At 64.0% G+C, this 21,898-nt stretch carries 24 protein-coding genes; 13 read left to right on the top strand and 11 right to left on the bottom strand.

Translation table 11 applies throughout. The features are described from left to right. Nucleotides 1–51 precede the first annotated feature (51 nt). Nucleotides 52–648 carry a TetR/AcrR family transcriptional regulator gene (locus AB0H22_RS01040; RefSeq protein ID WP_180748318.1) on the top strand — a complete coding sequence of 199 codons (597 nt, stop codon included), beginning with the start codon at nucleotides 52–54 and terminating at the stop codon, nucleotides 646–648. 12 nt (nucleotides 649–660) lie between these two features. Here the strand turns inward: AB0H22_RS01040 and AB0H22_RS01035 are convergent, their stop codons facing one another. Next, entirely contained in the window at nucleotides 661–852 is a 192-nt protein-coding gene (locus tag AB0H22_RS01035) for a PASTA domain-containing protein (RefSeq protein ID WP_180749671.1), read from the bottom strand. A 119-nt stretch (nucleotides 853–971) separates the two neighbouring features. Next, nucleotides 972–2,510 carry an acyl-CoA synthetase gene (locus tag AB0H22_RS01030; RefSeq protein ID WP_358145979.1) on the bottom strand — a complete coding sequence of 513 codons (1,539 nt, stop codon included), beginning with the start codon at nucleotides 2,508–2,510 and terminating at the stop codon, nucleotides 972–974. 209 nt (nucleotides 2,511–2,719) lie between these two features. Here AB0H22_RS01030 and AB0H22_RS01025 point away from each other — a divergent pair, with 209 nt between their 5' ends. The 3 genes from AB0H22_RS01025 to AB0H22_RS01015 are packed head-to-tail and all read left to right on the top strand — an operon-like array spanning nucleotide 2,720 to nucleotide 4,770. Then, nucleotides 2,720–2,875 (top strand): hypothetical protein, encoded by a 156-nt coding sequence (locus tag AB0H22_RS01025; RefSeq protein WP_180748317.1) that lies wholly within the window; start codon nucleotides 2,720–2,722, stop codon nucleotides 2,873–2,875. Nucleotides 2,876–2,879: 4 nt separating this feature from the next. Then, on the top strand, nucleotides 2,880–4,001 hold the full coding sequence (locus AB0H22_RS01020) for a YeiH family protein (protein WP_358144212.1): 1,122 nt from the start codon (nucleotides 2,880–2,882) through the stop codon (nucleotides 3,999–4,001). 49 nt (nucleotides 4,002–4,050) lie between these two features. After that, nucleotides 4,051–4,770 carry a DUF2275 domain-containing protein gene (locus AB0H22_RS01015; RefSeq protein WP_180748315.1) on the top strand — a complete coding sequence of 240 codons (720 nt, stop codon included), beginning with the start codon at nucleotides 4,051–4,053 and terminating at the stop codon, nucleotides 4,768–4,770. Nucleotides 4,771–4,789: 19 nt separating this feature from the next. Here the strand turns inward: AB0H22_RS01015 and AB0H22_RS01010 are convergent, their stop codons facing one another. Further along, nucleotides 4,790–6,193 (bottom strand): PepSY domain-containing protein, encoded by a 1,404-nt coding sequence (locus AB0H22_RS01010; protein WP_358144209.1) that lies wholly within the window; start codon nucleotides 6,191–6,193, stop codon nucleotides 4,790–4,792. Nucleotides 6,194–6,269: 76 nt separating this feature from the next. Here AB0H22_RS01010 and sigC point away from each other — a divergent pair, with 76 nt between their 5' ends. After that, complete coding sequence (gene sigC, locus AB0H22_RS01005; protein WP_180748313.1) at nucleotides 6,270–6,821, top strand: RNA polymerase sigma factor SigC; 552 nt, start codon at nucleotides 6,270–6,272, stop codon at nucleotides 6,819–6,821. Nucleotides 6,822–6,828: 7 nt separating this feature from the next. Here sigC and AB0H22_RS01000 read toward each other — a convergent pair whose 3' ends face one another. Then, nucleotides 6,829–7,320, bottom strand: a complete 492-nt coding sequence (locus AB0H22_RS01000; protein WP_358144206.1) for an SRPBCC family protein — start codon at nucleotides 7,318–7,320, stop codon at nucleotides 6,829–6,831. A 33-nt stretch (nucleotides 7,321–7,353) separates the two neighbouring features. Between AB0H22_RS01000 and AB0H22_RS00995 the strand changes: the two genes are divergently transcribed. Continuing rightward, the gene (locus AB0H22_RS00995) at nucleotides 7,354–8,370 is read left to right on the top strand and encodes an LLM class flavin-dependent oxidoreductase (RefSeq protein ID WP_358144203.1); all 1,017 of its coding nucleotides are present in this window, start codon (nucleotides 7,354–7,356) and stop codon (nucleotides 8,368–8,370) included. Here AB0H22_RS00995 and AB0H22_RS00990 read toward each other — a convergent pair. Next, nucleotides 8,367–9,029, bottom strand: coding sequence for an NAD(P)H-binding protein (locus AB0H22_RS00990; protein WP_358144201.1), 663 nt, complete (start codon nucleotides 9,027–9,029; stop codon nucleotides 8,367–8,369). The genes AB0H22_RS00995 and AB0H22_RS00990 overlap by 4 nt on opposite strands. Before the next feature lie 184 nt (nucleotides 9,030–9,213). On the opposite strand from AB0H22_RS00990, the gene AB0H22_RS00985 reads away from it, so the two are divergent. From AB0H22_RS00985 to AB0H22_RS00970, 4 genes are all read left to right on the top strand, one after another. Next, nucleotides 9,214–10,023, top strand: coding sequence for an SDR family oxidoreductase (locus tag AB0H22_RS00985; RefSeq protein ID WP_180748309.1), 810 nt, complete (start codon nucleotides 9,214–9,216; stop codon nucleotides 10,021–10,023). 14 nt (nucleotides 10,024–10,037) lie between these two features. Next, nucleotides 10,038–11,042, top strand: coding sequence for a hypothetical protein (locus AB0H22_RS00980; protein WP_358144199.1), 1,005 nt, complete (start codon nucleotides 10,038–10,040; stop codon nucleotides 11,040–11,042). 35 nt (nucleotides 11,043–11,077) lie between these two features. Then, the gene (locus AB0H22_RS00975) at nucleotides 11,078–12,061 is read left to right on the top strand and encodes a CobW family GTP-binding protein (RefSeq protein WP_358144196.1); all 984 of its coding nucleotides are present in this window, start codon (nucleotides 11,078–11,080) and stop codon (nucleotides 12,059–12,061) included. Nucleotides 12,062–12,206: 145 nt separating this feature from the next. Then, complete coding sequence (locus tag AB0H22_RS00970) at nucleotides 12,207–12,656, top strand: hypothetical protein (protein ID WP_358144194.1); 450 nt, start codon at nucleotides 12,207–12,209, stop codon at nucleotides 12,654–12,656. 8 nt (nucleotides 12,657–12,664) lie between these two features. Here the strand turns inward: AB0H22_RS00970 and AB0H22_RS00965 are convergent, their stop codons facing one another. After that, nucleotides 12,665–14,143, bottom strand: a complete 1,479-nt coding sequence (locus AB0H22_RS00965) for a cytochrome P450 (RefSeq protein ID WP_358145977.1) — start codon at nucleotides 14,141–14,143, stop codon at nucleotides 12,665–12,667. A 122-nt stretch (nucleotides 14,144–14,265) separates the two neighbouring features. Then, the gene (locus AB0H22_RS00960; RefSeq protein ID WP_358144191.1) at nucleotides 14,266–15,753 is read right to left on the bottom strand and encodes a cytochrome P450; all 1,488 of its coding nucleotides are present in this window, start codon (nucleotides 15,751–15,753) and stop codon (nucleotides 14,266–14,268) included. Nucleotides 15,754–15,869: 116 nt separating this feature from the next. On the opposite strand from AB0H22_RS00960, the gene AB0H22_RS00955 reads away from it, so the two are divergent. Then, nucleotides 15,870–16,493, top strand: coding sequence for a TetR/AcrR family transcriptional regulator (locus AB0H22_RS00955; protein ID WP_180748305.1), 624 nt, complete (start codon nucleotides 15,870–15,872; stop codon nucleotides 16,491–16,493). Here the strand turns inward: AB0H22_RS00955 and AB0H22_RS00950 are convergent. Then, a complete protein-coding gene (locus AB0H22_RS00950; RefSeq protein ID WP_358144189.1) occupies nucleotides 16,464–17,339 on the bottom strand; it encodes a DUF4349 domain-containing protein in 876 nt (291 codons plus the stop codon). The two genes, AB0H22_RS00955 and AB0H22_RS00950, sit on opposite strands and share 30 nt — an antisense overlap. 137 nt (nucleotides 17,340–17,476) lie before the next feature. Between AB0H22_RS00950 and AB0H22_RS00945 the strand changes: the two genes are divergently transcribed. Further along, nucleotides 17,477–18,349, top strand: a complete 873-nt coding sequence (locus tag AB0H22_RS00945; protein ID WP_180748303.1) for an SDR family oxidoreductase — start codon at nucleotides 17,477–17,479, stop codon at nucleotides 18,347–18,349. Here AB0H22_RS00945 and nadE read toward each other — a convergent pair. Then, nucleotides 18,346–19,164, bottom strand: a complete 819-nt coding sequence (nadE, locus tag AB0H22_RS00940; RefSeq protein WP_180748302.1) for an ammonia-dependent NAD(+) synthetase — start codon at nucleotides 19,162–19,164, stop codon at nucleotides 18,346–18,348. The genes AB0H22_RS00945 and nadE overlap by 4 nt on opposite strands. 22 nt (nucleotides 19,165–19,186) lie before the next feature. Further along, on the bottom strand, nucleotides 19,187–19,801 hold the full coding sequence (locus AB0H22_RS00935) for a TetR/AcrR family transcriptional regulator (protein WP_180748301.1): 615 nt from the start codon (nucleotides 19,799–19,801) through the stop codon (nucleotides 19,187–19,189). Between the two features lie 132 nt (nucleotides 19,802–19,933). Between AB0H22_RS00935 and AB0H22_RS00930 the strand changes: the two genes are divergently transcribed. Beyond that, on the top strand, nucleotides 19,934–20,467 hold the full coding sequence (locus tag AB0H22_RS00930) for an NADPH-dependent FMN reductase (RefSeq protein ID WP_180749667.1): 534 nt from the start codon (nucleotides 19,934–19,936) through the stop codon (nucleotides 20,465–20,467). Between the two features lie 58 nt (nucleotides 20,468–20,525). On the opposite strand, the gene AB0H22_RS00925 is transcribed toward AB0H22_RS00930, so the two are convergent. Further along, nucleotides 20,526–21,842 (bottom strand): MFS transporter, encoded by a 1,317-nt coding sequence (locus tag AB0H22_RS00925; protein ID WP_180748300.1) that lies wholly within the window; start codon nucleotides 21,840–21,842, stop codon nucleotides 20,526–20,528. Nucleotides 21,843–21,898: the final 56 nt, after the last annotated feature.

Below are 21,898 nucleotides of genomic sequence, written 5' to 3'. Positions count from 1 at the left end.
AAGAGCTGGTGTTGGCCCTGCTGGTCGTGCGGGGCTCGGTACATTGACCTGGTGCCGAAACGCCTCAGCCGAACGGAGTCGCAGGAGCGCACCCGTGCCAAGCTGATCGAGTCAGCGACGCACCTGTACCTGCAGCATGGCTACGCGGCGACATCCACCGATCAGGTGGCTGAGGCGGCGGGGTTCAGCAGGGGTGCCCTGTACTCGAACTTCAAGAGCAAGGAAGATCTGGCGCTTGCCGTTCTGGACAGCCACACCGAAGAGCAATTCCAGGAGATCATTGCCGCGGCGACCGATGCTCCCCGCGAGCGGTTCACTCGCTTTGAGACCTGGCTGACGAAGTCGATGGGGGACCGGCGCTGGGCCCTGCTCAAATCCGAAGTCGCGCTGTCTGCACGGGCCAACCCGGAACTGCGCCAGCAGCTTGCGGCCAGGGATCAAATGGCCAGGCAGGCCCTCGCCGCTCTGCTCGGACATCTCGAGGCGGAGAGCGGGGTCGCGCTGCCCGTGCAGCCGGATGTGCTGGCTCGCGCAATTCTGGCTCTGGCCAAGGGGATTGCCATCGAGGGTTTGATCGACGACGACATCTCGCCGGACTGGATCATCGACTTGCTCAAAAAGAGCCTGCCCCCGGCGATACTCGACTGAGCCTGCGCGCCGTTAGATCCCGAAGGTCAGCGTGATCTTGGCGCCCGGTTCGAGGTGTGTTCCGGCAGGGGGATCCTGCGACACGGTGCGGCTCTTCTGGTTGGGGTCGTCCACCGGAACCTCATTGGTTTTGACGTTGATCCGGCCCAGCTTGCGCAGAATGGGGTTTACGTCGGTCCATTGCATTCCGACCAGATTGGGCATGACGCCCGGTTGAACCGTCACAGCGGTCGTAGCCGACGGGCTCGAGGGTCCGTCTTGAGTTGCGGGTGTTGAGCATCCTGCCAGCAACCCCGCGGCAACGCAGATCACAGCCACCGTCCTCATCGCGCCCCCTCCCAATACTTTTGGCGTACCAGTCCTTTGGCCAGCTTACCGGTGGGAGTGCGCGGAAGGGTATCGGTGAAGTCGAAGCTACGGGGCACCTTGTACCGGGCGATCCGCTCGCGCAGGTAGTCGGTGAGCTCCGCGGCGAGCGTTTCCTGATCAGCCGACGGATCGGCCGGCTGCACCACTGCCTTGACCGATTCCCCCATCTCGGCGTCGGGCACACCGATGACGGCGACATCCAATACCGAGGGGTGCAGCGCCAGGGCGTTCTCGATCTCCTGGGGGTAGATGTTCACGCCCCCGGAGATGATCATGAACGCCTTGCGGTCGGTGAGAAACAAGAAGCCGTCCTCGTCGACGTATCCGATATCGCCCGTCGTTGTCCAGGTGTCATGCGCGGGATGGCAAGCGCTACGCGTCTTTTCGCTATCATTGTGGTAAGCGAACGGCAACTCGTCTCGCTCGAAGTACACCAGTCCGGCCTCGCCCACGGGTAGCTCGACACCCTCTTCGTCACAGATATGCAGAACGCCGAGTGCCGGGCTGCCGACCGAGCCCGGCCGCTTGAGCCAGTTCGCGCTGTCGATGAAGGTGACGCCATTGCCTTCGGTGGAGGAGTAGTACTCGTACAGGATCGGCCCCCACCAGTCGATCATCGAACGCTTGACCTCGATCGGGCACGGGGCGGCGGCGTGGATGGCCACCTTCAGTGTGGACACGTCATACCGGTCCCGTATTTCCTTGGACAGCTTGAGCATCCGCACGAACATCGTCGGCACCCACTGGCTGTGGGTGATCCGATGCTTCTCGATCGCGGCCAGGCTGCTCTCGGCGTCGAAGCGATCCATCACCACCACGGTGCCGCCCATCGATTGCACGACGCCGGAGAAACGTAGCGGCGCTGCGTGATAGGTGGGTGCGGGCGACAGATACACAGTGTCGGCGTCGAAGCCGTACAGATGGGCGAATACCATCAGCGGGTTACCCGGTTCGTCGATCTGTCGATCGGGTAGCGGAATCTTGATTCCCTTGGGGCGGCCGGTAGTTCCCGAGGAGTACAGCATGTCTGTGCCGGCGGGCTGGGAGGGGAGCGGGTCGGCCGAGGTGTTACCGACTGCGTCTTCATACGAGTCGTACCCGGCCACTTCGCCGCCGAGAGAGAGGCGCACCTTGACCGCGGGGATGTCGTTGAGGATCGCCTCGGCCTGTTCGCGCACGCCTGCGGCAACGACAAGTGCCGCGGACCCGGAGTCGTTGACGATGTAGCTGATCTCCGCGGGGGCGAGATGGTGGTTGACCATCGTTATGTATAGCCCGGAACGCAGTGCGGCCCAGTACGCGACGAACACCTCGGGAACGTTGTCGCTCATCATCGCGACGTGATCGCCCTTGCGTAGCCCTGCGTCATGCCAGAAACGGGCCAGTCGGCGCGACTGCTCGTCCAGCTGACCGTACGTGAGCGTGGTCCCGGAATCTGCCATCACGACGGCGGGCTTGTCGGGGAACTGCGAAGCGTGGGTACCTGGGTACACGAACGAGGACCTTTCGACGGCGTTGTCTGCGGCGTCGTCGACTGTACTTGACACACTGTCAAGTCTGAATCGGGACTGCGCTGAGAAAGCACTATTGGCCGAAATGATGCGCTGAGCGCAGGCTCGACGGCGACAAAGGGGAGCAGTGCTCGACTCAATGCGAGCGGATGTCTTGCGAGCCCGGTGGTGCCCCACGAGGATTCCGGTCCGTGACCGACGAACAGTCCGGCGCTTCGGCACCTGCCGAGGACCAGCGCACAACCTCTCTCATCGCGCGCATCGGCGTCGACTGGTGGGCAACCATCATCGCCGGTGTGATCGCCCTACTCGCGGTGGCCAACGTGCTGCCCAAGATTCCGTGGTGACCCGATGACAACTACACAGACCGCCGACGAGGCGTACGAAAACCCCGAGGCGAGCTTCACCTCCACACGTCCGCTCGACTACGTACCCGGCATCCTGCTGCTCATCGGCGTGGGTCTGCTGGGCAAGTACGCGCAGATCTGGTGGAAGGACCTAGCCAAGGCGCAGCACTGGACCGTCCCCGATATCGAATATGTGTTGTGGGCCATCGTGATCGGCCTGTTGATCACCAACACGATCGGGCTGCACCGCATCTTCCGCCCCGGGGTGCAGACGTACGAGTTCTGGCTCAAGATCGGCATCGTGGCCCTCGGCGCTCGATTCGTCTTGGGCGATGTCCTCAAACTGGGCGGCACCAGCCTGGTGCAGATCGTGATCGATATGACGGTGGCCGGCGCCATCATCTTGTTGGCGGCCAAGTGGTTTGGTCTCAGCGGAAAGCTGGGCTCGTTGTTGGCGATCGGCACCTCGATCTGCGGGGTATCGGCGATCATCGCGGCCAAGGGTGCCATCCGGGCGCGCAACTCGGAGGTCAGCTATGCCATCGCGTCGATCCTCGCGCTCGGTGCGGTGGCGCTGTTCACCCTGCCGGCGATCGGCCACGGGCTCGGCCTGACCGACTACGAGTTCGGTCTGTGGGCCGGTCTGGCCGTCGACAACACCGCCGAGACCGTCGCCACCGGACGTCTCTACTCCGAGCATGCCGGTGACATCGCGACGGTCGTCAAGTCCACGCGCAATGCGCTCATCGGATTCGTGGTGCTCGGGTTCGCGCTGTATTGGGCCGCCCGCGGCGAGGCGGACACGCTCGCGCCCGGTATCAAGGCCAAGGCCGCGTTCGTATGGGACAAGTTCCCGAAGTTTGTGCTGGGCTTCCTGGCAGTGTCCACCGTCGTCACCCTGGGATGGCTGACCAAAGGCCAAGTCAACAACCTCGTAAACGTCTCCAAGTGGGCGTTTCTGCTGACGTTCGCCGGGGTGGGACTGAACACCAACTTGCGTGAGATCGCCCGCAGCGGTTGGCGTCCCCTCGTGGTCGCGGTGATCGGTCTGGTGGTGGTGGCTGCGGTGTCTCTGGGCCTCGTGCTGCTGACCTCGCGCGTGTTCGGCTGGGGGGCGCACGTATAGATCCGGGGGTGTTCACACCCAACTTCATGCGATAGGCGACGATGGAGGTGTGGAGTGTCAGGTAGTGCGCGAACAGCTGTCGGCGTGGGTCGACGGTGAGCAGGCGAACGTCGCGCGCAAGCGTTTGGACGAGCATGTGCTGTCCTGCGCGTCCTGTCGGGAATGGCTGGGGAGGGCGCGCGGGCTGGAGCGTCAGTTCGCCTACGCGCGTTCGGCGCCGACCCATGACCTGACCGGGCAGATCCTGGCCGCCGCCGCTGTCGAACCCCTCACTCGCACCGCCCGCTATGTGCACTGGGCGCGTCACAACATCAACCGATGTGCGCTGGTGTTAATTGGGCTGCTGCAGTTGGGGGTGGCCGGCATGCAGGTCGCCGGAATCGACTTCGGGATGGTGTCCTCGCATCACCACGGTGCGATGACCGGTGAGCACCTCATGAACGAATCCACCGCCTGGGTGGTGGCGCTGGGCGTGGCCATGGTGATCGCCGGTGTGCGGCCCGCCGCCGCCGCCGGAATGGCAACGGTGCTGGGCGCATTCGCGTTCGTGCTCACCGGATACGTCATCAACGATGCCGTCAGCGGGCAGGTGACGCTGGCGCGCATCGTCAGCCATTCACCCGTGCTGCTCGGGTTGATTTTCGCGTTGCTGGTGCTGCGTGACTACCGCGCCGGACGTATCCCGCCGAACCAGCATCGCGCCGTGTTCCTCGACGAGGTGAGTTCGGGGGAGCGGCATCTGCGCTCTACGGACAATTCAGCCGCCTGACGTCTCCGCTGAGCGCGCACTAGTTGCGCGCTCGCGCGGAGGATAGGCGGCCCGCTACGAATGCCCACGCGAGATCGATCGCGAGGAACACCCCAAGGGAGATTCCGAGTAGCGGTGTGAACCAACCAATCCCGACGACCACCACCGCGACGGCGACCAGCTCCACCGGTTTGAGGGCAAGCAGACCGCCACGCCGCGGCGGTACCGGCCCGCGCGCGCTCTTGGTCGGACGCCTCTGCCACCACATCAGGTAGCCGCGGGTGATGACGGTCATGAGCCCGATCACGATGAGCGCCACCAGGATCTGATTCGGGATGCCGAACAGGATGCCCATATGGCCGTCGATCGCCCATTCGGTCGACTTCTGCAGCAGCGACCAGTCGGAGAAATTGCTGCGCCCGGTGATCTCGCCGTTGGACGGGTTCACCGTGATGGTGTCCAGGTGTGTGGGGATATCGCGCTTACGTTCGGACACCAGCCACGCGGTGTTGGCATCCGGCGGCGGTGTCATCCATATCGGACCCCGTAGGCCGGCATCGCGCGTCGTGCGTAGCACTGTGTTGACGCCCGCAAGGGGCTCGCCGCTGGAAGCCGATGCCGCAGTGTGATGCTCGTGCCCGGTCATCGGCTTGGCTGCCGCCGGATCCAGATCCGTGGATAGTGCCGGGCGGATCGCCTGGGTGATGTTGCCGATGTTGGTGCCCGCATAGCGTGACCAGGTGAGCCCGGTGACCGAAAGCGCGAGCAGTCCAATGACTATCCAGACCCCGACGGCGCCGTGCCAGGTCAGTCGGCGTCGGCGTGGGGTGGCGTCGCGGTCGGGGAGCGCAAGCCTGTTCAGCCGCCCGGTGCGGCGGCGGTAGCCGATCCACAGGAACAGGCCGCCGAGGGCCACCACCCACAGCCAGCTGGCCGCCAGCTCGCTGTAATTGCGTCCGAATGAACCCAGGTGCAGGTTCCGGTGCAGCTCGTCGAACCACGCTCGCACGGGCAGCCATTCGCCGTAGGTGGTCAAGGTTCCGCGAATCTGACCGCTGTATGGGTCCACGAACACCGTGCGCGAGTAGTCGATGGGCACGTCTTCGGTCGCGAAGACAATCCGCGTGGTGTCATCGGCGAGCGCAGGCGGACGGATCGACGTCACCGTGCCGCCGGGCTGCGTCGCCGTCGCCGCCGCCACCTGATCGGAGAGCGGTAGCTGCTGGGATCCGACGGAATCAACCTTGAGTTCGTGCCGGTACACCGCGGCATCGACCTGCCCCACGAGCGCGTACGCGAGCCCGGTCAGTGCCGCGATCAGCAGGAACGGGCCGATGAGGAGCCCGGCGTAGAAGTGCAGGCGTAACACGATCGGCGCGAATCGTCCCCAGACGGTATCGGGATTGGACTCGCGAGCCTCAGACCGTTCCTCGGTATATGTCACGAAATATTGGTCGGATGCGTCACCCAAAGAGTTCCCGCTGTTTTCTGCTGAGTGTCTACGACATAGAGTAGGAGTCGTGGCCACCGGCACCGATGACGACCAGCTGCTTGAGCTTGCGTTGTCCGCTGGTCGCGGCGATCAATCCGCACTGGAATCGGTGGTCAAGGCGACCCAGGCCGACGTGTGGCGATTCGTCGCCTACCTGGCCGATACCGGCGTTGCCGACGACCTCACCCAGGAGACGTACCTGAGGGCGCTCGGTGCGCTGCCGCGGTTCGCGGGACGCTCTACGGTCCGTACCTGGCTGCTGTCGATCGCGCGCCGCGTAGTTGCCGACCATATTCGCCATCTGAAGTCTCGGCCTCGTATCGCGCACGGGGCCGACTTGGAGGAGGCCTCGCTGCGCCGCCCGACGCACCGGTTCGAGGAGTTGGTGGAGATCAAGGCACTTCTCGCCGCGCTCGACGATGACCGGCGTGAGGCATTGGTGCTGACGCAGGTTGTCGGCCTGTCTTATGCCGAGGCGGCGGACGTGTGCGGTTGTGCGATCGGCACCATCCGGTCCCGGGTTGCACGTGCCCGCGATGAGCTGATCGGCTGGTCCGAACCCGAGAATTTGACCGGCTAGAGATCGGCTAGCGCGACAAACGCTCGGCGATTTCCTGGAGGTTGGCTTCCATTCCGGCACGCCAGTCCTGGAGTCGGCGTGACACGATCCGAGCCTCCTTCTCGGGCATCGCCACGATGGCCGGTGTCAGTCCCGACGGGCCCGGGCCGAGGCGCCCCCATTGCCGCACGATCACCCCGTCACTCGCGGGCTCCACCTCGAAACCCCAACTGGCCGCGTAGGTATCGCCATCGGACAGCACATTCCACACCCAACGGGACTCCGGCTCGACCTCGGTGATCACCGAGACGGTGTTCCATTCGGAGCCATCTCCGCCGTTGGTGCCCCTGAACCGTGCGCCAACCGCAACCTTGTCCGCTCCGTCGAGCCATTTCGCGGTGATGAGCTCGCCCGTGCAGCCGGTGGGGAGCGTGATATCGGTGACGAGAGCCCACGCCTCGGTCACCGTTCCTGACATCCGTTGGGAGACTTCGATAGTCGGACAGTCGCGGTATCGCATAGGCTGATCCTACGTCTGCAAATGGAGGGTCGGATGCGTATTGGTGTGACGATCGAACCGCGGCTGCCGGGTGCCGCCGACTTCGCGCGGCGTGCAGAGCGGTTGGGCGTCGCCTCGCTGTGGGTGCCCGAGGTGTGGGGGTATGACGCTCTCACCGGCCTTGCCTACCTGGCGGCCTGTACCGACACCATCGGGCTGGGAACCTTCGTGGTTCAGCTCGGGTCGCGGTCACCGGCATTATTGGCGACGTCGGCACTGAGCATTCAACAGCTCTCCGGCGGTCGATTCATCCTGGGTGTGGGGGCGTCCGGCCCGCAGGTGATGGAGGGGTGGCACGGCGTCCGCTTCACCAAGCCGGTGCAGACCACGCGGGAGACCATCGATATCGTCAGGATGGTCGCACGCGGGGAGCGGCTCCAGTATGAGGGCCAGGTGTACACGCTTCCACTGCCGGGAAGCTCTGGAAAACCCTTGCGGCCCATGGTTGCACCGCAGAATATACCCATCTACAACGCGGCCATGGGTCCGGCGAACCTGGCGCTCACCGGTGAACTTGCCGACGGCTGGCTCGGCAATTCCTTCATCCCCGAGCTGGCCGAGGTGTTCCTCGGCCCCATCCGCGACGGAGCTGTGGCGGCGGGGCGGGAGCTGGGTGATATCGACCTGGTGGCGCCGGTGGCCCTCGAGTTCGCCGATACCGGAACCGATGCCGCTGCGGCGGTCAGGCGCCATGCTGCGGGATATGCATTCACGATCGGCGCGATGGGAGCGTCCGGACGCAACTTCTACAACGAGGCGTTCACGCGGCTCGGCTACGGCGATGGTGTTCGCGCGGTCGAATCATTGTGGCGCGCCGGCGATCGGGATGCTGCCCGTGACGCCGTGCCCGATGATCTTGGCCGCCTTACTAACCTCGTCGGCACCGACGAAATGATCGGTGAACGGCTGGAACGCTATCGCGCCGCGGGCATCTCGACACTTCTGATTAAGCTCGACACTCCATTCGACGAGCAGCTACGGGCGCTTGATCGCTTGTTCGCGCTGCTCTAGAGCGCGCGTACCGCACTGGTGATCGGGGTGTTGCCCTCGGTGAGAAACAGGATCTGGTGCACTGTGTTCGATGTCGTGAGTAGTTGGGCGACCACCGCCGCAACCTCGGCACGGGGAACAGGCCCGCGTTCGATCGTGCTGGCCGACAAGGTGACTGAACCTGTCGGCGCCTCGTCGGTGAGCAAGCCGGGACGCAGGATCGTCCAGTCCAGGCTGTCGCGAACGCGCAGGTCTTCCTCGGCCGCCGTCTTTGCGATCACATAGGCGATCCACGATTCGTCACCCTCGGTCGGTGCGGGCCCGCCTGCACCGAAAGCACTGATCTGAATGAACCGGCGCGCACCCGCATACCCCGCAGCATCGGCGAATAGCACCGCGGCCGCTCGGTCCACCGTGTCCTTACGAGCGGGCCCGCTACCCGGTCCCGCGCCCGCTGCGAACACCGCGGCGTCAGCGCCTCTCAGGGCCTCTGCCACATCGTGTATGTCGGCTGCCTCAAGATCGAGTACGACGGGCTGCCCACCCCACGATTCGACGTCGGCAGCGTGGTCGGGATTGCGGATCAGTGCGATGGCGGTATCACCGCGTGCCGCCAGTAGGCGGATCAGATGCGCGGCGATCTGACCGTGACCTCCGGCGATGACAACTTTCTGGGGCATGCTGTTCCTCTCGGGTGACAACGATCGATAACCCCGACGCTATCTCGGTCATTCCCGGCGGGGGATATCGGTTCCACAAGGCGCACTTGTTAGCTGTCAACATTCTTTTGTTAGTTGCAACGTCGCATAGCTCGTTATAGTCGGGCTTGCTAAGCGCTGCCGCCGATTTCAATGAGGAGTGGATATGGTCGACACCCCGGGGACAATCGATCCGGTTCAGCCGTACCGGCCGCAGGACCGGCCGCTGGCAGGCAAGGTGGCTGTGATCAGCGGGGCATCGGCGAATATGGGTGCGGCCCTTGCTCGGACGCTTGCACACGACGGTGCTCAGGTCGTGGTGCACTACCGCAGCGACAACAAAAGGGAACTAGCGGACACGGTGGTCCGGCAGATTCAGGAGGCTGGCGGTGATGCCGTCAGTTTCCAGGCCGATCTCTCGATTCCCGAGAATTGCACCAAGCTCGCCGACGCCGCCTTCGAGGCGTTCGGACGGTGGGACATCCTGATCAACACGGCAGGGATGATCGTCCGGAAACCCTTGGCGGACATTAGCGAAGACGAATACGATGCGGTCTTCAACGCCAACGCCAAGACGGTGTTCTTCATGATGCGCGAGGCGGCGCGCCGGATGGCCGATAACGGCCGGATCCTGAGTTTCGTCACCACCATGGTTGGTGCACTGGCCCCGACCTACAGCGCGTACGCGGGATCCAAGGCGCCCGTCGAACACTTCACCAAGTCGCTGGCAAAAGAGGTTGGCGGCCGCGGGATAACGGTGAACTGTATTGCCCCCGGGCCTTTGCAGACGAGCTTCTTCTACCCCGCCGAATCAGATGACAACATCGCCTGGCTGGAGTCGATGAGTATCAACGGGCAGATCGGGCGTGGAGACGACATCCTGCCCGTGGCCAGGCTGCTGGTGCTGCCGGAATCGGGATGGACGACGGCCCAGACCATATTCGTCAACGGTGGCATTATCTCCACGATCAACTAGGAACGTTGTCCTCAATGACTGACCCCACAATCAAGCGCCGTGCACTGATTATCTTGTCGTCGGCGCGTGCGCTACCGCTGCTGGCACCGCCGTCTGTGCCACAGATCCCGATCGGCTTCTTCCATGTCGAGCTGGCGCAAGTGCTGGCCGAATTCGAGGGTGACTACGAGTTCACGCTGGCCACCCCGGACGGTGCCGCGCCGCAGATCGACGTCAATGGCTTCTCGATCCCGTGGCACGCGACCGACCGGATGACCGAGGTCTACGCGAGTTCGGTGGCGGCATTCTCCAGCCCCGATTTCGATATCGACGCGTACCGGCACGAACACGCCGACCTGGTCGAGCGGCGCGAGCGTGAATTGCAGCTCCTAGAAGGCCAATTGGGCAGGCTTCCGATCACGGAACCGCTGCCCTCGACGGATGCGGAGGTCCGCGCGTTCCGCCCTGAGGTGGTGCGCCGGGTGGAGGCCTTACCGTCGCGTCCATACCTGTCGCTCCCCGAGCTGATCGGCAGGCACCGCGACCCTTCGGACAGCTTTAGCTTCGCTGATTTTGATTTCATCCACGCCCCCGGCGGGCACGCCCCGATGGTCGATTTCCACAAGAATCCCTGGCTCGGCGAGGTATTGCACACCGCCCGGGAGAACGCCGTGTACATCTCGTTGATCTGCCACGCGCCGATCGCCTTGACCTCCACGAACCTGCGGGTGGATCAGAACGGCTCCCCGTACCGCGTCGAGGACAACGTTTTTCTCTCCGCCGAGGTCACCACGGTAGGTAAAGAGGGCGAGACCGGCATGCTCGACCAGGGGTATGTGCACATCCCGCCCGGGCCGACGCGCCTGGAGTACTTCGTGGATGAGGGCCTGCGTGAGGCTGGTTTCACCGTCAGGACTGCGTCCGTCCCGACGTCGCTTATCCTGCTCTCGGACAAGCGGATCGGCCTCGTCACCGGGAACGGTCCGCAGACGGTGGATGTTCAGGCGGCCGATATCCGCGCGGCGGTCACCAGAACCTAGACTGGCACCGTGCAGAGAAGTGTCGAGAACATCGTTTGATCCCGGTCACCATCGTCTCCGGCTTTCTGGGCGCCGGTAAAACCACGCTGCTGAACAACCTGTTGCGCAACACCATGGGCGTGCGAATCGGCGTGGTAGTCAACGACTTCGGTGCGATCAACATCGACGCCATGCTGGTGGCGGGCCAGATCGACTCGACCATGACGATGTCCAATGGGTGCTTGTGCTGTGCCGCCGACGCCGATGAACTGGGCGGCATGCTGACGTCTCTTGCGGGCCGCGATATCGATGCCATCGTCATCGAGGCGAGCGGGCTGGCCGAGCCGTTGCCTTTGGTGCGCATGGTGCTCGCGGCGGCCGCTGACGATGACCGGATTGGTTATGGGGGACTGGTCACCGTCGTCGACACCGCCCAATACGAGGACGTCGCCACCCGGCACCCGGAGATTGCTCAGCACCTGTCTTTGGCAGACTTGGTGGTCCTCAACAAGATTGACCTCGCCGATGCAGGCGACCGCACCTACTTGCGGGCCGTTGTCAAGGAACGCAACCCGCGTGCGGCGATCGTGGAGACCACCGCTGCCGTCGTCGATCCGCGGCTGCTGTTCGACAAGAAGGAACGCCCGGAGCCGGTCGGCCAGCTTTCGCTTGAGGACCTGATCCGTGAGGAACACGACCACGACCATCATGCACACCACCACTACGAGACGGTGGAGTTCGCCACGGAGCAGTCACTGCATCCGCGGCGGCTCATCGAGTTTCTCGACAGCCAGCCTGTAGGTGTGTACCGCATCAAGGGTGTGGTGCGGCTGGGCGACAAGACCCTGGCCGTGCACACCGTGGGGGACCACATCAGTATCGACAAGGCGCCCCGACGAGCTTCCGGTGCACGCCTGGTTCTTATCGGTACCCACCTGGACGGCGACACCATCACCGACCGTCTGCACACCCTCGTTGACGACCCGCCGGACCCCGAGCTGGAACGGTCGATGCTGGTCCTGGGAAAGTATTTGCGCTAATCAGACGCCGCGTCTACTGTTGCTTCTCATGCAGCGTCTTCTCGTAGTAGCTACCCGCAGCGGGGTCTGATCCAGACCGACCCCTCGCTGTGGGTCGAAGCTACTACCTGTCGGTCACCTTCCATTTCGAATGAAAGACCGGCACATGCACTCCCCAACAACAATTTCTAAGCATTCAGATCCGTTCGCGTCCCGCTTCGGTGTTCGGCTGCCGCGCGGGCTGCGCGAAGAGGCCGGCGACATGTCCTGGACCTCGCTCTGCCACACCTATGAGCGAAGCGCGGGTCCGCTACGAGTGGGACAGTGGTCAGAGACCGACGGCATCTACCAGGCGACGCTCGCGATCGGTGAGCGCATCGAGTCGTCGACCGCCGCCGCCTCCGGCCCCTTAGCGGCGCTGACCGCCATGCTGTCCGAGCGGGGGATACGGATGGAGACCCTCAACTTCCACCAGCTGCACGACGGCGATCAGACATTCACCTTCGTGCGTGGCACCAACGGAACCAGCACCGCCTGGGCGATGGGTCGAGGACTCGATGCCACCACCTCATCGCTCAAGGCGGTCACCGCCTGCGCCAATCGCCTCAGCGTGTAGTTGCTCGCTTACTTCAAGGGACGCAGCATGATTGGCATGCCGTCGATCGGCAGCGGCATACCTGCGTAGTCCCAATGGGCCTGATAGCTCGGATCTGCCAGTTCAAACCGATAGCGCCGAAGCAGGCGGTGCATGATGGCCTTGACCTCCAGCTGGCCGAACATCATGCCGATGCATTTGTGTGCTCCACCGCCGAACGGTGCGAATGCGTACCGGTGACGCTTGTGCTCCGATCGCGGTTCTGAGAAACGGTCGGGATCGAACTTCTCCGGGTCCGTCCACAGCTCTGGCAGGTGGTGGTTCATGCCCGGCCAGATGTTGATCATGGTGTTGGCGGGTATGTGGTACCCGAGCAGGTCGGTATCGCGCACCGTCGAGCGGACATTGAACGGCAGCGGTGTGACGAGGCGCAGGGCCTCGTTCATCACCAGGTCGAGGCTCTCCAACTTCTCCAGCGAGTCGATGTCCAAGGGGCCGTCACCGAGACGGTCCGATTCATCGCGAACCCGGTCCTGCCATTCGGGGTTGGCGGCCAGGTAGTAGGCCATCGTGGTGGTGGTCGACGTGGTGGTGTCGTGCGCGGCCATCATCAGGAAGATCATGTGGTTGACGATGTCCTTGTCCGAGAAGGCCTCGCCCTCGTCGGTGACGGAGTGACATAACGCGGTTAACATGTCCGCGCCCGAATCCTTCTGGCGCGCAATGGCAACGCGCTCGGTGAAATACTCCTCGAGCAGCTTGCGTCCCTCCAGGCCCTGCCACCACTTGAAGGGTGCCAGGTTGAACCGGAAGATGGCGCCACCGGCTCGAGTGGTGGCCACGAAGGCCTTGTTCACCTTCTCGAGTCGATCGTGTTGTGCGCCGGGCTCGTTACCCATGAAGACCACCGATGCAATGTCGAGGGTCAGCTCCTTGATGGCGGGGTAGAAGAGAAACCGGCCGTCATTGGTCGGCCAGTCGGCGACGATATCGTCTGCGACCCTGTCTATCTGCTCCACGTACCCGGCCAGGCGGCTGCGCAGGAACGCCTGCTGCATGATGAGCCGATGCTCACGGTGCTCCTGGAAATCCAGCAGCATCAGTCCGCGGCTGAAGAAGGGGCCGATCACCGGAACCCAGCCCTGCTGTGAAAAGTCCTTGTTCGGGTTGCTGAAAACTGCTTGTGTCGCATCGGGTCCGAGCGCCACCACGACCTTGCCGATCGGGGTTTGGGTCCAGCTCACCGGTCCGCGTTTGTCGTACGTGTCCAACACCCAGTCGATACCGCCGCGGAACATCTCGATCATGTGGCCGACCAGCGGCAGACCCTTATCGCCCATTGCCGGCTTCAACCCACTACCCGGCGGCGGCGGGGCTAGCTCGGTCATGGGCCAGTCGCGGTTGTTCAGCCAATTCTCGGCGTAGCCCAGCCCCGGAAGCGTGTTCATCGTCGGGAGACGCCGTTTGGCCTGGTCGATGAGGTAATCGGTGCTGTTGATCGTCGCCATTGGGCGTGGCTCCTTCGCTCGCGGCGGCACGTCGATGTGCTCCAGCTCATCTTTGCCGCAGAACTTGACGGGTGTCAAGTTCTGTTTCATGCGGCGTTTCGCCGTGAGGTGCCCGCCCGCGGTCAGAAGCGGTCAGCGAGCGGGCGCAGCACAATCGGCATGCCGTCGATCGGCACCGGCATGCCGCCGTAGTCCCAATGCGGCTGATAGTCCGGCCGCGCGAGTTCGAGCCGGTGCTTGCGCAACAGCCGGTGCATGACGGCCTTGATCTCCAGCTGTCCGAACACCATGCCGATGCATTTGTGGGCGCCGCCGCCGAACGGTGAAAATGCGTAGCGATGGCGCTTGTGCTCGTTACGCGGCTCGGCGAACCGCGCGGGATCGAATGTGTTCGGATCCGTCCACAATTCGGGTAGCCGGTGATTCATGCCGGGCCACAGCATGATCATCGTGTCCTTCGGGATGAAATGCCCCAGCAGCTCAGTGTCGCGGACCGTCGATCGGACGTTGAACGGCAGCGGTGTGACGAGGCGCAGGGCCTCGTTCATCACCAGGTCGAGGGTCTCGAGCTTCTCGAGGGAATCGATATCCAGCGGGCCGTCGCCCAGACGGGCAGATTCGTCACGCGCCCACTCCTGCCATTCCGGATGTGCGGCAAGGTGATACGCCATCGTCGTCAACGTTGATGTCGACGTGTCGTGCGCGGCCATCATGACGAAGATCATGTGGCTGACGATGTCGTCATCGGTGAACCGCTCGCCATCATCGGTGACCACATGACACAGTGCCGTCAGCATGTCGGTACCCGAATCCTTCTGGCGCGCAATCCGTACCCGCTCACTGAAGTAGTCCTCGAGTACCTTGCGTCCTTGCAGCCCGCGCCACCATTTGAACGGGCGCGCCGAGAACCGGAGTATCGCGCCGCCGGCTCGGGTGGTGTCGACGAATGCCTGATTCACCCTCTTGAGTCGGTCCTTGTCGGCACCCGGCTCATTGCCCATGAACACCACTGACGCGACGTCGAGTGTCAGTTCCTTCATCGCCGGGTGGAACAGGAACCTGGAGTCGTTGGTAGGGAGGTCGGCAACGATCGCACTGGCGACGTTGTCGATGTGTTCCACATAGCCGGCCAGCCGCGTGCGGACGAACGCCTCCTGCATGATGCGGCGGTGCTTGTGGTGTTCCTGGAAGTCCAACAGCATGAGGCCCCGCTTGAAGAACGGCCCGATCACCGGCACCCAGCCCTCTTGCGAGTAATCCTTGTTCTTGTTGGTGAAGACCTCCTGTGTCGCGTCCGGGCCCAGCGCTGCGACCGATCGCAGGATCGACGAGCCAGACCAGATGAGCGGCCCCTTGTTCTGGTACATCCACTGCACGTAATCGGGCCCGCCCCGGAACAGCTCGACCATGTGCCCGATGACCGGTAGGCCCCAGTCGCCCATGACGGGCTTGAGATCGCTGCCCACCGGGGGCTCGGCGAAGGGAATCTGCTTCCACTCGTACGCCTTCAGGCGTTTCTCGACAAAACCTAGACCGGGCAGGGTGCTGAGGGTCGGCAGGCGACGTTTGGCCTGGTCGATGAAGTATTCGGTGCTGCTGATCGTCGCCATTGGGGATGGCTCCTTCGCTCGCCGTGAGCACGCCGATGTGCTCTGACCCATCCTCGACACAGAACTTGACGGGTGTCAAGTTCTGCTCGTACCGTATTTCAGTGCAAACTAGGCAGGTGGCCAGTCCAGCGCGCACAGGCACGCAGACCCGTGGTGATCGTCAGCGTGACGCGATCATGACGGCCGTGGCCGAGCTCATCGCCGAGAACCACAGCTTCGCCGACCTCTCGGTCAGCGCGATCAGCGAGCGGGCCGGAGTCGGCCGGTCGGGGTTCTATTTCTACTTCGACAGCAAGTACTCGGTACTCGCGCAGATGGTCGGCGACGCCTTCGCCGAGCTCGATGAACTAACCCACTACTTCGCGCCGCGTGGTGACACCGAGACTCCCGAGCAGTTCGCCAACCGCATGGTGGGCAGTGCCGCCGCGTCGTTCGCGCACAGTGACCCGCTGATGAAGGCGTGCCAGGAGGCGCGGATCACCGATTCCACGATCGCCGGGCTGCTCGACGATCTGACCGACGTCGTTATCGAGAAGATCCTCCGGATCGCCGAGATCGAGGTGAATGAACGCGGCGCGCAACCTATTTCGGATGACCTGCCGGCGTTGGTGCGCTCGCTGGTGGCGCTTACCGCAATGACTGTGTCAGGTGACAGTGCGTTCGTCGGGCGTGACACCGATCCCGGACGGGCGCTCGGGATCATCGAAACCCTATGGCGTGTCAGCCTTTTGGGGCGCTAGCTTAGTCGTCTCGGACCGGTGCGGCCGCGCTGTGCGGAGAACGCCGTAGCCGATTCCGCCGAGGACGGCGAGTGCACCAAGCCACGGGAGTAGCAGCCCGAACAGCAGCAGCACGCTGCCGCCCGCCGCGACCAACCCATCCCAGCCGCGCTCGATCTGTCCGAAGAATCCTTGGTACTTGGGCGGTGTCGGCGGGAGGCCGACCTCCTCGGCGAGGAACGTGACGTCGACCGAGCTGTAGGCGACCTGATCTCCGAGCTGGTTGCGCTGCGCCCGCAGGCTGTCGAGGTCGGCCTGCCGCTTGGACAACTCGTTCTCGGCCTTGATCAAGGCGTCGGTGTCCTTGGAATCACGCATGATCACCAGCAGCCGGTCGACGGAAGTCTGCAGCGCCGCGATTCTGGCATCCAGGTCGACTCGCTGCGAGGTCACATCGTCGCTCTTGGTGTCGGCGGATTTGACCTTCCCCAACTCCTTGAGATCGCGAAGAACGCCGTCGAGCTTGGCGGCGGGGACACGCAGCACGATGGAGGTGCGCGCGCGGCCCGATCCCGATCCGGCGTCCTCCGAGCGGCTCTCCACCCGGCCATTGGCCGATTCGGCGAGGCCGGCCGCCTTGTCGGCGGCCTCGGACGGGTTGGGGACGGTGATCGTCATCGATCCGGTCTTGACGATGTCCCGCTTGGCCTCGGTCGGCGGGCCGTATTGAGGGGCCTGTTGCGCCGAGTCGCGAAGCGGGGCCGCCGCAGGCTGCTGATAGGTGGGCGCTTGCGTGGCGGTGTAGCCGCCGCCTTGGGTGCCTTCGCTATGGGAAGTCCTGCCACCGGAGCATGCCAGTGATGCCATGAGTACTACTGCAATTGTAGTTGCCCAAGGTAACCACCTTCGGCGAGATTGCGTGATATCAATCGACATCTCTCGAAGGTACCGTTTGCTATTGGACCGCGCAGAAATTCCCGAATGACGGCCGGTACGGTTCAGTAATGGCATACGACTTCACCGGTAAGCGATGCTTCGTCACGGGAGCCGCCAGCGGTATCGGGCGGGCCACTGCGCTGCGTCTGGCGCGGGAGGGTGCCGAGCTGTTTTTGACCGACCGTGCGGCCGACGGTTTGGAGTCCGCCGTGCAAGAGATCACGTCCGCCGGGGGCAAGGTCAGTGCCTACCGTGCGCTCGATATCTCCGACTATGACGCGGTGGCGGCTTTCGCCGCCGACATCCTCGCGGCCCACCCGAGCATGGACGTCCTGCTCAATATTGCGGGGATATCCGTGTGGGGATCCGTGGACAGGCTCAGTCATCAGCAGTGGCGCTCGGTGGTCGATATCAACCTGATGGGGCCGATCCATGTCATCGAGAGCTTCGTGCCCGCGATGATCAAGGCACGTAACGGCGGCCAGATCGTGAACGTGTCATCGGCGGCCGGGTTGGTGGCCCTGCCGTGGCATGCCGCCTACAGCGCCAGTAAGTACGGTCTACGCGGTGTCTCGGAGGTGCTGCGCTTCGACCTGGCGCGCTACAAGATCGGTGTCACGGTGGTGGTGCCGGGCGCCGTCAACACCCCGCTGGTGCGCACCGTCGACATTGCCGGCGTGGACCGCGACAACCCCGACGTGAGCAAGTGGATGAATCGGTTCGTCGGGCATGCGGTCACGCCCGAGAAGGTGGCCGACCGGATCCTGTACGGCATTCGGCACAACCGGTACCTGGTATACACATCCATCGACATCAGGGCGCTGTACCTGTTCAAGCGCTCTCTTTGGTGGCCGTACAGCATGGCGATGCAAGGGGTCAACCGCATCTTCGTCAAAGTAATGCGGTCCGGGATGGCTACCTCGGAGTCGGAGAACCCCTAACGCCACCAGCCGTCGAACGGGGTGACGGGCACCGTGCGCTTGTGCCGGGTCTGCAGATACCACCGTTCGATGCGTTCGGCAGCTTCGACGGTGACCGCCTTGCCTTCCAGATAGTCGTCGATTTGCGCATAGGTGACACCGAGCGCGACCTCGTCGGGGAGCGCCGGCCGGTCATCCTCCAGGTCGGCGGTGGGCACCTTGTGCGAGATGCTCTGTGGGGCGCCGAGGTGGGAAAGAATTTGTGCGCCTTGGCGTTTGGTGAGTCCCGTCAGCGGGGTGACGTCGACGCCACCGTCGCCGAACTTGGTGAAGAAGCCCGTGACGGCCTCAGCGGCGTGGTCGGTGCCGACCACCAGCAGCCGGTGCTGACCGGCCACCGCATACTGGACCACCATCCGCTCCCGGGCCTTGATATTGCCGCGCACGAAGTCGGACGGCGTCTCGCCGAGTGCGTCCGCGACGGCGTCGGCGGCGGCATCGGAGGTGTCCTTGACATTGACGACGATGGTGCGATCTGGGTCGATAAACCTAAGGGCCACTTGGGCATCGGACTCATCGGCCTGCACGCCGTAGGGTAACCGCACGGCGGTGAACTCGGCCTCGACACCTTCGAGTCGCGACTCCTGTGCCGCCAGCTGGCACAGACGACCGGCCAGCGCGCTGTCCTGACCGCCGGAGATGCCGAGCGCGAATCCGGCTGTCCCGCTGACCCTTAGATAGTCCTTGAGGAACCCGACTCGTCGCGACACCTCGGCGGCCGGGTCGATCGTGGGGGAGACGTCGAGGGCGGACCGGATCTCTTCGCGAAGGCTCATGGCCCGACTGTAGAACGCCCGGTCAGCGCGTGCACAGCTTGCACACCAGGTCCTCCCACGCATCGCCGAGCTGAGTCAACGAGTGACCTTTGGCGTGGGTGGCGAAGTGCACGTATCCGGGATCGATTATCGACATCAGGGCGTGGGTCTGCGCGTCGAGGTCTCCGGTGCATTCGAGCTGGGACAGCAGCGCCCGGACGTGTGTGCGGACGAGGATCGTCGGCGGTGCGTTGTACCAGGCATCGGTGTCGGCGGTGGTGGCGCGCGCCAGCTCGAGGTGCCGTTCCAGGAAGGCGAGCCGAGCTCGTCCGAACGCGATGAGCCGGGTCAGCGGAGGCGCATCGGGGCCCAGGGGCGGTGGCCCGAACATGAATGCCTGCTGTTCGATGTGCTCTTCATGGTCGAGTAGCGCCAGCAGCAGTCCGGTGCGGCTGCCGAAGCGGCGGAAGAGTGTTCCTTTGCCCACGCCCGCAGCGTTGGCGACGGCATCCATCGACATGTGGTCCGGACCGACGTCGTCGAGGATCTGGCGTGCCGCCTCGAGAAGGCGCACGCGGTTGCGGGTGGCGACGGCACGTTCCCGGGCAGGATTCTGCGCAAGGTCGACAGAAAGCAGGGGTATTTCTTGACCAGGCATAACACCTCGATTCTAGCGCCGGTGAAATAAACGGACTACGGTCCGTATTGTATAACGTGACAAAGGGCCTCGATAGGGGTGCGACATCGCGCCTCGCTGATGGAAGGGTGAGCAACCATGGCAGATAAGAACGTGCTGGCAATCGTCGGAAGCCTCCGCAAGGCATCGCTCAATCGGCAGCTCGCAGAGGCTGCCGCCGAGAACGCGCCGGCCGGTGTGAGTGTGAGCATTTACGAGGGGCTGAGCGATCTTCCGCATTACAACGAGGACATCGACGGTGATGGTGGTGCACCTGCGGCCGCCGAGGCCCTGCGGGTGGCTGTCGCTGGCGCCGACGCGGTGCTGTTGGTCAGCCCCGAGAACAACGGCACTATCTCGAGCTCGCTGAAGAATGCGATCGACTGGTTGTCGCGCCCCTTCGGTTCTAGCGTCTTCAAGGGCAAGCCGACCATCGTGATCGGGACCTCGGCGGGCCGCTACGGCGGCATCTGGGCGATCGACGAGACCCGCAAGGCGGCCGGGATTGCGACCGCGAACGTCCTCGAGGACGTCAAGCTGGCGGTGGCCTCCTCGGCCTTTGATGGCAAGCACCCGCGTGAGCACGCCGAGACGGTTGCCGAGCTGACCAAGGCGTTGGATGCGCTGACAGCCGATTCTGACAGCTGATTTGTCGCGGCCGATTGACGGTCATGCCCGGTATCCGTGCCGGGCATGACCGTTCTCTTTACGCGCTAGTTGATCCGGCCCATGTTTCTTTCATGGCGGAGACCGAGGCGACGCTGATGGCACAAATCACCAGCAGCATCAGTCCGACGGCCCAGCTGCCCAGAGTGCTCTGTAGCGGGCCGGCGATCAACGGCGGGATGGCGCCGCCGAACACCCCGGCCACGTTGAACGCCACGCCGGTGCCGCTGTAGCGGGTGCCCACGGGATAGGACTCTGGAAGGAAGCTCGCCATCGGTCCGAAGGCGAGCCCGAACAGCACATAGGTGAGCACCATGGCAGCCAGATAGGCCCAGAATGGACCGCTGGCCAACAAGGGAGTGACCAGTAGCGTCCACGGGAGTATGAGCGCCATGCTGGTCAAGATCACCCGGCGCCGGCCCAGTCGGTCGCTGAGGATTCCGCCCACAGCGGCGGACACCATGAGAACCACGGCCCCGAGCACGCCGGCGGTGAGTATGGCCGCGCGGGAGAAGTGCAACTCCGATCTCGCGAAGCCGGGGAAGTAGGTATTGGTCATGAAGGACAGCGTGAAGATGATCAGCATCGTCCCGCAGGTCAGTACCAGGGTGCGGGGGCTCTCCGTCATCACATGCCGCAGAGGCGATTTCACCAGCTTGTCCTGAGCTTTCGCCTGGGCGAACTCTGGCGTCTCGGCGATATGGAGCCGGATGTACAGACCGACCGCCACCAGGAGCCCGCTGGCGATGAAGGGCACTCGCCATCCCCACGACAGGAATGCCGGACTGTCTTCTCCGACCGTGATGCTGACGATGAGGAAGACCAGGCTGCTGAGCAGTAGCCCGGTTGAGCTTCCGATCGGCACGGCGGTCGCGGCACGACCTCGCACGCTGCTTGGCGAGTACTCGGAGGAGAGCAGTGCCGCCCCGCTCCATTCGCCGCCGACCGCAATGCCTTGCACGAGTCGCAGCAAGACAATGGCTGTCGGTGCGGCCGCCCCGATCGAGGCGGCGCCGGGAACCATGCCGACCGCCATGGTGGCGAGCCCCATGGTGATGAGGGTGACCACCAAGGTTCCCTTGCGGCTGAAGCGGTCCCCGTAGTGGCCGAACAGAGCGGCGCCAACGGGCCGTGCCAGAAAAGCGGTGCTGAAGGTGGCTATGGAGGCGAAGAGCGCCAAAGAATGGCTGAGATTCGGGAAAAAGACGGCGGGGAAGACGAGTGCGGCCGCCGTGCCGTAGATATAGAAGTCGTAGAACTCGATGGCCGACCCGACCGCGCTGGCCATGAACACTCTGCGGGGGCTGACGCCTCCGCCCGTCACGTGCTGCTGCGGCTCCGCGGGGGATGACGTCATCGAGGGGCGATCCGGCTCGGTTCCATGCGTGGCAGCTTAGGGTGCACGAGCGCGAG

It is taken from the genome of Mycobacterium sp. NPDC050853 (genome assembly GCF_040653875.1).
GTDB lineage: Bacteria > Actinomycetota > Actinomycetes > Mycobacteriales > Mycobacteriaceae > Mycobacterium.
The sequence above is the reverse complement of the archived record's forward strand: the minus strand, read 5'-3'. Positions and strand labels throughout refer to the sequence as shown.

What these genes read in the sequence shown, in the direction of transcription:
- AB0H22_RS00995 (WP_358144203.1), top strand. Translation starts at nt 7,354, where the DNA reads ATGCGTATTGGTGTGACGATCGAACCGCGGCTGCCGGGTGCCGCCGAC.
- AB0H22_RS00970 (WP_358144194.1), top strand. Translation starts at nt 12,207, where the DNA reads ATGCACTCCCCAACAACAATTTCTAAGCATTCAGATCCGTTCGCGTCC.
- AB0H22_RS00935 (WP_180748301.1), bottom strand. Translation starts at nt 19,801, where the DNA reads ATGCCTGGTCAAGAAATACCCCTGCTTTCTGTCGACCTTGCGCAGAAT.
- AB0H22_RS00945 (WP_180748303.1), top strand. Translation starts at nt 17,477, where the DNA reads ATGGCATACGACTTCACCGGTAAGCGATGCTTCGTCACGGGAGCCGCC.
- AB0H22_RS00985 (WP_180748309.1), top strand. Translation starts at nt 9,214, where the DNA reads ATGGTCGACACCCCGGGGACAATCGATCCGGTTCAGCCGTACCGGCCG.
- AB0H22_RS00925 (WP_180748300.1), bottom strand. Translation starts at nt 21,842, where the DNA reads ATGACGTCATCCCCCGCGGAGCCGCAGCAGCACGTGACGGGCGGAGGC.
- AB0H22_RS01020 (WP_358144212.1), top strand. Translation starts at nt 2,880, where the DNA reads ATGACAACTACACAGACCGCCGACGAGGCGTACGAAAACCCCGAGGCG.
- AB0H22_RS01035 (WP_180749671.1), bottom strand. Translation starts at nt 852, where the DNA reads ATGCCCAATCTGGTCGGAATGCAATGGACCGACGTAAACCCCATTCTG.
- AB0H22_RS00965 (WP_358145977.1), bottom strand. Translation starts at nt 14,143, where the DNA reads ATGGCGACGATCAACAGCACCGATTACCTCATCGACCAGGCCAAACGG.
- AB0H22_RS00960 (WP_358144191.1), bottom strand. Translation starts at nt 15,753, where the DNA reads ATGGCGACGATCAGCAGCACCGAATACTTCATCGACCAGGCCAAACGT.
- nadE (WP_180748302.1), bottom strand. Translation starts at nt 19,164, where the DNA reads ATGAGCCTTCGCGAAGAGATCCGGTCCGCCCTCGACGTCTCCCCCACG.
- AB0H22_RS00950 (WP_358144189.1), bottom strand. Translation starts at nt 17,339, where the DNA reads ATGGCATCACTGGCATGCTCCGGTGGCAGGACTTCCCATAGCGAAGGC.
- AB0H22_RS00980 (WP_358144199.1), top strand. Translation starts at nt 10,038, where the DNA reads ATGACTGACCCCACAATCAAGCGCCGTGCACTGATTATCTTGTCGTCG.
- AB0H22_RS00990 (WP_358144201.1), bottom strand. Translation starts at nt 9,029, where the DNA reads ATGCCCCAGAAAGTTGTCATCGCCGGAGGTCACGGTCAGATCGCCGCG.
- AB0H22_RS01000 (WP_358144206.1), bottom strand. Translation starts at nt 7,320, where the DNA reads ATGCGATACCGCGACTGTCCGACTATCGAAGTCTCCCAACGGATGTCA.